At 61.8% G+C, this 10,000-nt stretch carries 14 protein-coding genes; 8 read left to right on the forward strand and 6 right to left on the reverse strand.

What is annotated here, in order from left to right; genetic code table 11:
- Positions 1 to 184: 184 nt before the first annotated feature.
- Together LDL37_RS00530 and guaB are read right to left on the reverse strand one after the other, a co-directional pair.
- The gene (locus LDL37_RS00530; protein ID WP_290792798.1) at positions 185 to 574 is read right to left on the reverse strand and encodes an MAPEG family protein; all 390 of its coding nucleotides are present in this window, start codon (positions 572 to 574) and stop codon (positions 185 to 187) included.
- Between the two features lie 12 nt (positions 575 to 586).
- Positions 587 to 2,044: an IMP dehydrogenase gene (guaB, locus tag LDL37_RS00535; protein WP_290792800.1), complete on the reverse strand. Its 1,458-nt coding sequence runs from the start codon at positions 2,042 to 2,044 to the stop codon at positions 587 to 589.
- Positions 2,045 to 2,258: 214 nt separating this feature from the next.
- Between guaB and LDL37_RS00540 the strand changes: the two genes are divergently transcribed.
- Both LDL37_RS00540 and LDL37_RS00545 read left to right on the forward strand, forming a co-directional pair.
- Positions 2,259 to 2,402, forward strand: a complete 144-nt coding sequence (locus LDL37_RS00540) for a hypothetical protein (RefSeq protein ID WP_172961266.1) — start codon at positions 2,259 to 2,261, stop codon at positions 2,400 to 2,402.
- A gap of 61 nt (positions 2,403 to 2,463) precedes the next feature.
- Complete coding sequence (locus LDL37_RS00545; protein WP_290792804.1) at positions 2,464 to 3,528, forward strand: metallophosphoesterase; 1,065 nt, start codon at positions 2,464 to 2,466, stop codon at positions 3,526 to 3,528.
- Position 3,529: 1 nt separating this feature from the next.
- Here LDL37_RS00545 and LDL37_RS00550 read toward each other — a convergent pair whose 3' ends face one another.
- From LDL37_RS00550 to LDL37_RS00560, 3 genes are all read right to left on the reverse strand, one after another.
- The gene (locus LDL37_RS00550; RefSeq protein WP_290792806.1) at positions 3,530 to 4,009 is read right to left on the reverse strand and encodes a polyhydroxyalkanoate granule-associated phasin; all 480 of its coding nucleotides are present in this window, start codon (positions 4,007 to 4,009) and stop codon (positions 3,530 to 3,532) included.
- Between the two features lie 26 nt (positions 4,010 to 4,035).
- Positions 4,036 to 4,371, reverse strand: coding sequence for a DUF1523 family protein (locus tag LDL37_RS00555; RefSeq protein ID WP_290792808.1), 336 nt, complete (start codon positions 4,369 to 4,371; stop codon positions 4,036 to 4,038).
- A gap of 73 nt (positions 4,372 to 4,444) precedes the next feature.
- Positions 4,445 to 5,161: an RlmE family RNA methyltransferase gene (locus LDL37_RS00560; protein WP_013480117.1), complete on the reverse strand. Its 717-nt coding sequence runs from the start codon at positions 5,159 to 5,161 to the stop codon at positions 4,445 to 4,447.
- Positions 5,162 to 5,251: 90 nt separating this feature from the next.
- Between LDL37_RS00560 and LDL37_RS00565 the strand changes: the two genes are divergently transcribed.
- From LDL37_RS00565 to queA, 4 genes are all read left to right on the forward strand, one after another.
- A complete protein-coding gene (locus LDL37_RS00565) occupies positions 5,252 to 5,635 on the forward strand; it encodes a hypothetical protein (protein ID WP_290792811.1) in 384 nt (127 codons plus the stop codon).
- 158 nt (positions 5,636 to 5,793) lie between these two features.
- Positions 5,794 to 6,261: a peptidylprolyl isomerase gene (locus LDL37_RS00570; protein WP_013480115.1), complete on the forward strand. Its 468-nt coding sequence runs from the start codon at positions 5,794 to 5,796 to the stop codon at positions 6,259 to 6,261.
- Positions 6,262 to 6,382: 121 nt separating this feature from the next.
- Positions 6,383 to 6,808: a hypothetical protein gene (locus LDL37_RS00575; protein WP_290792815.1), complete on the forward strand. Its 426-nt coding sequence runs from the start codon at positions 6,383 to 6,385 to the stop codon at positions 6,806 to 6,808.
- A gap of 31 nt (positions 6,809 to 6,839) precedes the next feature.
- A complete protein-coding gene (gene queA / locus LDL37_RS00580) occupies positions 6,840 to 7,886 on the forward strand; it encodes a tRNA preQ1(34) S-adenosylmethionine ribosyltransferase-isomerase QueA (RefSeq protein WP_290792818.1) in 1,047 nt (348 codons plus the stop codon).
- A 31-nt stretch (positions 7,887 to 7,917) separates the two neighbouring features.
- Here the strand turns inward: queA and LDL37_RS00585 are convergent, their stop codons facing one another.
- Positions 7,918 to 9,051 carry an aminotransferase class I/II-fold pyridoxal phosphate-dependent enzyme gene (locus tag LDL37_RS00585; RefSeq protein WP_290792820.1) on the reverse strand — a complete coding sequence of 378 codons (1,134 nt, stop codon included), beginning with the start codon at positions 9,049 to 9,051 and terminating at the stop codon, positions 7,918 to 7,920.
- 76 nt (positions 9,052 to 9,127) lie between these two features.
- On the opposite strand from LDL37_RS00585, the gene LDL37_RS00590 reads away from it, so the two are divergent.
- Complete coding sequence (locus LDL37_RS00590) at positions 9,128 to 9,634, forward strand: GNAT family N-acetyltransferase (RefSeq protein ID WP_290792823.1); 507 nt, start codon at positions 9,128 to 9,130, stop codon at positions 9,632 to 9,634.
- Between the two features lie 24 nt (positions 9,635 to 9,658).
- Positions 9,659 to 10,000, forward strand: a 342-nt coding sequence (locus LDL37_RS00595) for a hypothetical protein (RefSeq protein WP_290792826.1), incomplete at its 3' end; no start/stop codon positions are given.

Below are 10,000 nucleotides of genomic sequence, written 5' to 3' on the forward strand. Positions count from 1 at the left end.
GTTCGCGCGCACGCAGACACTGATAGACCTTATCGGCAATGGCGCGGCGGTCCTTTGACCCGGCATAGCGGTTGTTGCGGCCCCAGTCCTTCAACACCTCTTCGGCCGGACGGCGCGTCTTGCCCAGAAGGTCGAGAATATCGGAAGCGGCTTGCAGACGGGCGGCGGGGGTCACTCTTTATCCTTACGCAAAACAGGTCCAGACGCACATGCCGATACCGACCAGCGAAAGCAGGTAAAAGGCGCTGCGCAGCTTGGTGCCCAGGGCATAGGCCGGGAAATAGGCGACGCGCGCCAGCAGGTAGATATGGGCCCCCAGCCGCGACACGTCATTCGACTTGCCCGCAAAGGCCAGGGCAATGACGATCACCGCGAAAAACGCGAAGGTTTCCAGATAGTTCTGATAGGCGCGGCGCATCCGCCCGGCGGCGGGGCCGACATCGAACGCTTCGTCGCGCGGGCTGGCGTTCCACTGGAAATAGCCCGGTTTGAAGGCGGGCGCGACAGCAGCGATAAGGATCTGAGCCACGCCCCACAGGGCGGCAAAGACCAGAACCTGTAATTCCACCGTCATGCCCGCACTCCCTTACTGGCGATAGTTCGGGGCTTCGCGCGTGATCATCACGTCGTGGACGTGGCTTTCACGCAGGCCCGCATTGGTGATGCGCACGAACTTCGCCCGCTTCTGGAACTCTTCGATGGTCGGCGCGCCGACATAGCCCATCGAGGCGCGCAAGCCGCCCACAAGCTGATGGATGACCGGAGCGATGGGCCCCTTGTATGGTACCTGACCCTCGATACCTTCCGGCACCAGCTTCATCGAATCCTGTACGTCCTTCTGGAAGTAGCGGTCGGCCGAGCCGCGGGCCATAGCGCCGACGCTGCCCATGCCGCGATAGGACTTATAGGAGCGGCCCTGATAGAGGATGATCTCACCCGGCGCTTCTTCGGTGCCCGCGAACATCGACCCCAGCATGGCGGTCGAAGCCCCGGCGGCAATGGCCTTGGCCAGATCGCCCGACAGCTTGATACCGCCGTCGGCGATGATCGGCACGCCGGAGTCTTTTGCGGCGCGCACGCAGTCGGCCACGGCGGTCAGTTGCGGCACGCCGACACCGGCGACCATGCGCGTGGTGCAGATCGAGCCCGGCCCGATCCCCACCTTGACCCCATCGGCCCCGGCGTCGATCAGGGCGCGCGTCGCCTCATAGGTGGCGACGTTACCCGCGACGATCTGAACGTGGTTGTATTCGCGCTTGAGACGCTCAACCGCCTGCCCGACCAGCGACGAGTGGCCGTGCGCCGTGTCGATGACCAGCACGTCCACCCCTGCGTCGATCAGGAATTGCGAACGCTCATAGCCGGCGTCACCGACGGTCGAGGCGGCCCCGACCAGCAGACGACCCGACTCGTCCTTGGCCGCCGTCGGATAGGCCTGCGCCTTTTCCATGTCCTTGACGGTAATCAGGCCGACGGCGCGATAGGCGTCATCGACGACGATGATGCGCTCGATGCGGTGCAGCGCCATCAGTTCGCGCGCCTTGTTCTGGTTGACGCCTTCGGTCACGGTGATCAGGGCATCTCGCGTCATCAGATCGGCCGCGGTCTTTGAACCGTCGCTTTCGAAGCGGATGTCGCGGTTGGTGAGGATGCCGACCAGCTTGTTGGTGTCGCGCTCAACCACCGGGAAGCCCGAAATGTGGCGCCGCGCGATGATGTCACGCACTTCGCTGAGCGTCGTTTCGGGATGGATGGTCACCGGATTGATGACCATGCCCGACTCGTAGCGCTTCACTTCGCGGATTTCCTCGGCCTGACGCTCATTGGACAGGTTGCGGTGGATGATCCCCAGACCCCCGGCCTGCGCCATGGCGACGGCCAGACGCGCCTCGGTCACGGTATCCATCGCCGAAGAGACCAGCGGGATGTTGAGTTTGATGGTGCGGGTGAAGCGGGTCTTCGTATCGACCTGAGTGGGCACCACGTCCGAAGGACCGGGCTCCAGCAAAACGTCGTCGAAGGTTAGGCCTTCGCGTATATCCATAAGGGACTCTCCATTTTGCGGGTTGGGCTTAAGCGAAACGCCGCGCCGCGTAAAGAGGGGGCGCGTCACTTTTGGGGAAATATTGTTTCAGACGCGCGGATCAGGGCGGCAAACCTTTGCTTAACCGTGTTTGTTGGCGGCCTGTTCAGCCTTTGCAGCTAAGCTATCCACAGCGTCCCGCCCCTATCTGTCTGCCTCGTCTGAAAGACACCCCATGAGCCAGTTGAAAATCCGCACCGAGTACTGCATCGCCTGCTGGCTGGTGGAAATGTCCTATGGGCTAACGGCCTTCTTCCGTCAGGCGCGATTTAAGACGATGATGCGCGCGCACCGCCTGAAACTGAAGCTGGCGGTTTAATTCCCAATTCTTGCGCCTGTCACAGAGGCGGATTAGCCTGCGGAGACTTCCGGAGGTACTGATGAAGCGTCTGTCGATCATTGCGACCCTTGCCCTGTCCGCCAGTTTGGGCGGCTGCGCGCTGCTTCCCATCGCTGAGCCCGCGCGGATCGATTTTGTCGTCATCAACGACACACCTTATGACGATACCGACCGCGCCATGCTGGCCAAAGCCATACCGGCGGTCAAAGCGCAAACGCCTCCTTTTATCCTGCACGTCGGCGATACGCAGTCGGGTGGCGAAGTCTGCGGCCCGCCGGATGCGGCCTTCGCCAAAATGCTAGCTGATCTCAAGCCCATTCCGGTCTTTTACACCCCCGGCGATAACGAATGGACCGACTGTGACCGCAAGGATGATCCGACGACGGGGCGCAAATTTTCCGAATTGCAAAGGCTGGAGGGCCTGCGTCAAGGCTTCTTTGCGACGCCGCCAGTCAGAGAGGCCAAATGGCACTATGCGCAGCAACCGGACATGCCGGAAAACGCCCGCTTCGATTACGGGCGTTTCGTTGTGGCGACGATGAATGTGGTGGGCACCAATAATGGCCGTGATCTGGTCATGGGCGACGATCTGAGCGTGGCCGCCACCGCCGCCGAGGCGCGCGATGCCCATAATGTGGCATGGCTGAAAGCCGCCTTTGCCCATGCCCGCAAACGCGGTGCCGCAGCGGTCATCGTCGCCACTCAGGCCGATATGTTCAATGAAAAGGCGGAGGCGCGCTTTGTCCCCTGTCACGACGTGGCTGTGGATGACAAGCGCCTGTGCGACGGCTTTTTGCCGGTGCGGGCGGCCCTGATCCATGAAAGCCGCGCCTTCGGCAAGCCGGTCTTCCTGATCCACGGCGATACCTCGCCCTTTACTCTGACTCAGGGCGATCTGCCCGGCGACAGCCTGACGGACAAGGCCGGCAATCTGTGGCGGCTGAACGCGGCGGGCGATGCCGGATCGGACAAGGATAAAAGCTGGGGCGTGCGCGATGTGACCACGGTCAGCATCGACTTGTCCAAGGCGCAGCCTATCTCGGCGCGCGGCCTGTTGACCGGTGAAGTACCCGGTCGTGAGGTGCCGAGTCCGGACGCAGATTGAGTTATTTGCGCTTTTTCAGGCGCTTGGCATTGGCGACGGCACGGCTATGCACCGGTTTCAGGCCGTGCTCGGTCAAGGCCGCCGCCTTACCGGACAGATCGGCCGCGTGGTTGACACCGCGCATCACGCTGTCGGCCAGACGCGCCTGATGCGTCAGGGCCTCTGCCGCCGAACGGCTGGTGGCCAGCGCCGTCAGGCTATGGCCCATATCCATCATGTTGTGAAAGGCCTGCGTGCTGACCTCGTGGTTGAGGTTCATCCAGTACTGGCTCATCGCCATCAGCGATTCGGTCCCGGCTTCGAGCTTTTCCTGCCCCATCAGGGTGAATTCGCGCTGATCCTCCGCACTGGGGATGGCGTCGGCATTGGCCATGCGGTTGACGCGGTGGGTGATGACCTCCGCCGAAGCCATCAGCATTTCCGAACTTTTGAGCGCCAGAGACGTCCAGGCAAAGAACGGATTAAGCGGTAATTTGGTCATTCGTTTCCTTGGGGTACGCATACTGTTTATGGAGCCGGTTCGGCTCTGGTTATATTCCGGTACAGAGATAACACAGGAACACGAAAACCATAATAGTTTATGCGGTAGCGGCCCGGCCGGTTGAGCTTCCCCTGAAGATCGGAGGAATCGAACTTCAGATAGTGCAGGCTGTCCGTATTGCGGAAGGTTCCCGACGTGGTGAAAACCAGATAGACGTCTCTGCCGCCTTCACGCTTGGTGGTTGTCCCCGTCACCTCAACCACCGCCTCACCGTGGCTCCAGTAGGGGGTGGTTGTCCAGCCCAGCACCGCCACGGTCAGAACGCCCAATACGGTCAGAGTTATCGTTTTCAATCGTCTCATCGTGCGCCCTCTTCTCCCCGGCATTTCGGGCGGGGCGAGCTAAAGAGGCAATATGGTTCCTTACCCTTGAAGCCTACCCCTTGAACCCTTGGGCCACGATGTAGATTTCCGACGAATCCGCCCGGCTCGATTTCGGCTTGAAGTGCTTTACATCGCGGAAGGCGAGTTTCAGCTTAAGCAGCAGATGCTCCGTCTCACCGCCCTGAAAGGCCTTGGCGACGAACGCACCGCCGGGCTTGAGATTATCCAGCGCGAAATCCGACGCCAGTTCCAGAAGCCCCATGATCTTGAGGTGGTCGGTTTGGCGATGACCGACCGTGTTGTGCGCCAGATCGGAGAGCACCACGTCCGGCTTGTCGCCCATCATCTCCATCAGCCGCGCCGGAATGGCCGGATCGGTGAAGTCGGCTTCGATCATGTCGGCACCGGGAATGGGATCGACGGGCAGCAGGTCCACCCCCACCACGTGCGCCGCGCCCCGCGACTGCGCCATCTGTACCCAGCCCCCCGGCGCGCAGCCCAGATCGACCACGCGCGCGCCGCGTTTGAGGATGTGAAAGCGGTCATCGATTTCCTGTAGCTTGAAGGCCGCGCGCGAGCGCCAGCCCTCGGCCTTAGCCTTTTGCACAAAGGGGTCGTTCAGTTGCCGTTCCAGCCATTTGGCAGACGACTGCGTGCGCTGCTTGGCGGTCTTGACCGCCGTGTGGCCCTTGGCGCGACCGGACAGGTTGCCGCCTGCGGGCGGTTTGACCATGCGGCGGCGCGGTTCTTCGGGGGTATCGTTACTCATGCGGCGTCTATAACGGGTTTTGCCTCACACGGAAAATCATTTTGCCTTTATGGCCGGGCCTGTAAGGTCGGTCGCAAAAGGAGAGCCCCCATGCGCCTGACGCCCCTGCTCGTCCCCGTCCTGATCGCCACGGCCCTGAGCACCATGCTGGCTGCCTGCAAACCCGTGGCCGTCAGCGAAGCGGATCAGTCCTACGCCACCGCCGAATCCGTGGCCGCTGTCGATGCCTCCGAAGCGCCACTGGCCTATGCCGAGCCGACGCTGAACCCCAAAAGCGCCTCAACCGCCACCTGCCTGGAAGAAAAAGGCCAGCTCGAAGCCGACAAGCTGGTGCAGCGCTGCCGCGCCGTCAGCCCGGCCACGCACCCGCCCTGCAACGTCCAGAACCCCTGCCCGATGATCGAGGATGAGATCAGGCGATCCTGCGCGCTTTACGATCCGGATGAGCAAAAGCCGACTGAATGCACCGGATAGGATTTGTCAAAGCCCGACGAATAGCCTATTTCAGCCGCAAACCTTGAGCATCCGCCGGCTCAGTTGAGCCGCCGTATCGCTCAATTTTTTATAACGCCTCATGTTTTTCCGAAAAGTGGTGCCCACTTTTCGGCATGAGGCTCTAAACTGGAGCCCCCATGTCCGAAGATCTGGAAAACACCCTCATCCTGACGCTGGAAAGCGGTGATGTGCGTATCAAGCTGCGCCCCGACCTCGCCCCCAACCACGTCGCACGCATCAAGGAACTGTGCCGTCAGGGCTTCTATGACGGGATCGTCTTCCACCGCGTCATTCCGGGCTTCATGGCTCAGGGCGGCGACCCGGAAGGTCAGGGCTATGGCGGTTCGGGCAAGAAGCTGAAGGCCGAATTTTCGCGTGAGCCGCACGTGCGCGGCGTTTGCTCGATGGCGCGTTCGCAAAACCCCGACTCGGCCGACAGCCAGTTTTTCATCTGCTTTGCAGACGCCCGCTTCCTTGATGGCCAATACACCGTCTGGGGCGAAGTGACCGAAGGCATGGAACACGTCGATGCCCTGCCCAAGGGCGAGCCGCCGCGCGCGCCGGGCAAGATCGTCAGCTTCAAGGTCGCCGCTGACGCCGCCTGAGCCGCGTAAGCCCGCTTTGACAAAGCCCACCGGTCGGACACCTGTCCGGCCGGTTTTTTGTTTGTGGACAGACGTGTGTTAGGTTAAGACAACGGTGTCGCCAACATTCGGAGGCTGCCCTATGACCCCGCGCTCCCGTCTGAACTTTTCGCAGAACGACGAACAGAAACGCATCACTATCCGCTACATCGGTGATGTGGACGGTCAGGAGATCGTCAACGGCATCGCGCGCTATCTCGAAACCGTAGGCGAGGTCTGGCTTTACGACATCATTATCGACATGCGGCGCTTTGAGGGCTTCGTCCCCTTTGATGAGCTGGGACGGCTGGCGCGTCAGTGGGCCACCATCGCGCAGGGCCGCGACATGGGGCGCAAGGTGGCCATCATCAGTCAGGACCCGCTGGTTCTGGCGCGTGCCAAGGCCTATCCGGTCACCTTCCCCACCCGCGTCATCCGCATCTTTGCCGATATGATCGACGGCGAAAACTGGATCGAAGGCAAGGAAACTGCCACACCCGCCGCACAGGACGCCCCACGCGCCTCTTGATTTTCAGCTCACGATCACCTTTTAAGCGGGCATGAAGGTTTCCGATTTCGATTTTGAGCTGCCTGAGGATCGCATTGCGCTGCGGCCCGTTACCCCGCGTGAGGCCGCGCGCCTGCTTCGTGTCGATGGCGAGGTGCGCGAAGACTGGCTCGTCGGCGACCTGCCGTCGCTTTTGAAGGCCGGTGACCTGCTGGTCATCAACAATACGCGCGTCCTGCCGACCCAGCTCAAGGGCACCCGTGAGCGCGAGGGCCAGAGCGTGGCGTTCGAGGCCACCCTGATCAAGTCGCTGGATGGCCAGAGCTGGCAGGCCTTTCTCAAGCCCGGCCGCCGTATCCGCGAAGGCGACACCCTCCGTTTTGACGACCTGAGTGCCCACGTCCTGTCAAAAGACGAAGACGGCGTCTATGTGCTGCGCTTCGAACAGGCGGCGTCTGAGGTGCTGAATGGGTTGCACCGGCTGGGCGGGATGCCGCTGCCGCCCTATATCCGCTCCAAACGGCCGGAGGATGAGCAGGACAAAAGCGACTACCAGACGGTCTTTGCCCGCGACGAAGGCTCCGTCGCCGCCCCCACCGCGGGGCTGCATTTCACGCCGGAACTGCTGCACGCGCTGCGGGACAAGGGTGTGCTGTTCGAAGAAGTCACCCTGCACGTCGGTGCCGGCACCTTCCTGCCGGTCAAGGTCGAAGACACCCAAGACCACAGGATGCACGCCGAATTCGGCGTCGTCTCAGCCGACTCCGCCGCGCGTATCAATGCCGCCCGCGCCGCCGGAGGCCGCATCATCGCCATCGGCACCACCGCCCTGCGCTTGATCGAAAGCGCCTGCGATGCCGATGGCCACATCCATCCGTTCAGCGGCGACACCGACATCTTCATCACACCGGGTGTGCCGGTGCGTTCGGCTGATATGCTGTGGACCAATTTCCACCTGCCGAAATCGACCCTGTTCATGCTGGTCTGCGCCTTCGCCGGCACCGAGGCCATGAAGGCGGCCTATGCACACGCGATCGACAGCGGTTATCGCTTCTTTTCCTATGGCGATGCGAGCTTGCTCGCAAATAAATCAAGATAAGAAGACGCAGGGGCCGCAGGCCCCCGCGTCTTTAAAGACTTTTCGCCTTAAACCACGGCACCATACGGGTGATCGCGTCCTCGACCTCAGCCGTCGAGACGGCGAAGCTGAAGCGGATAAAGCGGTGCCCTTCGACTGGATCGAAGTCGATGCCGGGTGCCGTGCAGACGCCGGTATCGTTGAGCAGTTCCTTGCAGAAGGACAGGCTGTCGTCGGTCAGGTGCCCGATATCGGCATAGATGTAGAAGGCTCCATCGGGCGGTGCGATGCGGCTCAGCCCCAGTTGCGGCAGGGCATCGAGCAGAAGGCGGCGGTTGCGGCGATAGGTTTCGACGTGGCCATCCAGCTCAGAGCGGCTGTCGAGCGCGATCAGACCGGCGTGCTGGCTGAGCGACGGCGCGGTCAGGAACAGGTTACCGACATAGGCACGTGCGGCGGCCAAATGGCTTTCGGGGGCCAGACACCAGCCCAGCCGCCAGCCGACCATGCTGAAATATTTGGAGAAGCTGCTGACCACCCAGGCGTCTGGCGCGTCTTCGAGCAGCGACCGCGCCGGGGCCTCATAGGTCAGGCCGTGATAGATTTCGTCCGACAGGATGCGGATGCCGCGTAGCCGACACACCTCGGCAATGGCCTTGAGTTCGTCCGGCCCGATCACCGTTCCGGTCGGATTGGCCGGGCTGGCGATAATCACGCCGTCCGGGGCCGGATCGAGCGCGCTCAAAGCCTCGGCGGTCAGTTGAAAGCGCACCTCCGGCCCGCAAGGGATTTCGACCGGCACCATGTTCAGCGCCTTCAGCACATTGCGATAAGCGACATAGCCGGGCCGCGCCAGCGCGATACGCGCCCCCGGCCTAAAGCCCGCACTGAGCGCCAGCACCAGAGCGGGTGACGCCCCGCAGGTGAGGATAAAGCGCTCCGGATCGACGCTGACGCCGTAGCTGTCGAGATAATGCTTCGCCAGTCGCGCCTTAAGCGGCGTGCTTTCCCAATAGCCCATACCGTCGCTGTCGAGAATGCGATGCGCGGCCTCAATGGCGGCTTTCGGCGCGCCGGTGGAGGGCTGTCCGAACTCCATATGGATGATGGAGCGCCCCTGATCCTTAAGGGCGTGGGCCAGCCGGCTGATCTCTATGGCGTAAAAGGGGGCAATGTCTGCGGTCATGCCCGCTTATACCCCATCGGCCACCGCACGCCAGACCGGATTGCGGGTTCAGACGAAGCAAGATAACGCTTAAGGTATGATCGAAACCCCTCGCCTGCTTCTGCGCCCGCACGTCCTCGACGATTACAACGCGCTTTGCGCCATGTTCGGCGATCCGGAGTTTTATCGCCTGTCAGGGCTCACGCCGCAGTCGCCCGAAGACGTCTGGCACCGCCTGCTGCGCTATATGGGGCACTGGACGGCCTTTGGCTGGGGGCTGTTTGCGGTTGTCGATAAGGAGACGGGGCGCTTTATCGGCGAAACGGGTCTGGCCGATTTCCACCGGGGTCTGGGACCGGACTTCGACCTGTCGCCCGAAGCCGCCTGGGCCATTACGCCCGCCTGTCAGGGCCGCGGCTACGCGCTGGAGGCCGTGCGCGCCGCCCACGACTGGTTTGATGCCACCCACCCGCAGCGCACCGTGTGCATTATCGACCCGTCCAATACACCGTCGCAAAAGGTGGCGGCTGCACTGGGGTACAAGGCCTTCGCCGACGCAACCTATAAGGGTCACAAAGTCACCCAATTCGAGCGGTATCCCTGAACCCCGAACAGAGGGAGGTATGCCATGACGATTGGCATGGGGATATTGTGGGGCGGTCTGTTTGGTGCGCCTGTCGCAGGATTGCTGATCAACAGCTTCTGGCAAGGTGAACGCCGCACGATGCTCATCAGCGCAGTGGCAATTATTACATTGATTAGCCTTACCTTTTTTATAGGCCTGCGCTTTACATGGCCAATCTTGAACATCTTGACATTATTACTCGCCTATACCGCCTATGCCCTCCTGACTGTCGATGGATGGGGTATAAGCCATAAGCGATTCATACTGCGGGCTCTTGCGACGACGATCACTGCCTTGCCGATTGTCTTCGGTTACTTTCTGGCGACGATCGGCTTTCTGGGCCTG

It is taken from the genome of Asticcacaulis sp. (genome assembly GCF_020217185.1).
Lineage (GTDB): Bacteria > Pseudomonadota > Alphaproteobacteria > Caulobacterales > Caulobacteraceae > Asticcacaulis.

Bases quoted from the DNA above. Each gene is read 5' to 3' on its own strand.
- LDL37_RS00545 (WP_290792804.1), top strand. From the start codon at position 2,464: ATGAAGCGTCTGTCGATCATTGCGACCCTTGCCCTGTCCGCCAGTTTG.
- LDL37_RS00555 (WP_290792808.1), bottom strand. From the start codon at position 4,371: ATGAGACGATTGAAAACGATAACTCTGACCGTATTGGGCGTTCTGACC.
- LDL37_RS00570 (WP_013480115.1), top strand. From the start codon at position 5,794: ATGTCCGAAGATCTGGAAAACACCCTCATCCTGACGCTGGAAAGCGGT.
- queA (WP_290792818.1), top strand. From the start codon at position 6,840: ATGAAGGTTTCCGATTTCGATTTTGAGCTGCCTGAGGATCGCATTGCG.
- LDL37_RS00550 (WP_290792806.1), bottom strand. From the start codon at position 4,009: ATGACCAAATTACCGCTTAATCCGTTCTTTGCCTGGACGTCTCTGGCG.
- LDL37_RS00575 (WP_290792815.1), top strand. From the start codon at position 6,383: ATGACCCCGCGCTCCCGTCTGAACTTTTCGCAGAACGACGAACAGAAA.
- guaB (WP_290792800.1), bottom strand. From the start codon at position 2,044: ATGGATATACGCGAAGGCCTAACCTTCGACGACGTTTTGCTGGAGCCC.
- LDL37_RS00540 (WP_172961266.1), top strand. From the start codon at position 2,259: ATGAGCCAGTTGAAAATCCGCACCGAGTACTGCATCGCCTGCTGGCTG.
- LDL37_RS00585 (WP_290792820.1), bottom strand. From the start codon at position 9,051: ATGACCGCAGACATTGCCCCCTTTTACGCCATAGAGATCAGCCGGCTG.
- LDL37_RS00560 (WP_013480117.1), bottom strand. From the start codon at position 5,161: ATGAGTAACGATACCCCCGAAGAACCGCGCCGCCGCATGGTCAAACCG.
- LDL37_RS00565 (WP_290792811.1), top strand. From the start codon at position 5,252: ATGCGCCTGACGCCCCTGCTCGTCCCCGTCCTGATCGCCACGGCCCTG.
- LDL37_RS00530 (WP_290792798.1), bottom strand. From the start codon at position 574: ATGACGGTGGAATTACAGGTTCTGGTCTTTGCCGCCCTGTGGGGCGTG.
- LDL37_RS00590 (WP_290792823.1), top strand. From the start codon at position 9,128: ATGATCGAAACCCCTCGCCTGCTTCTGCGCCCGCACGTCCTCGACGAT.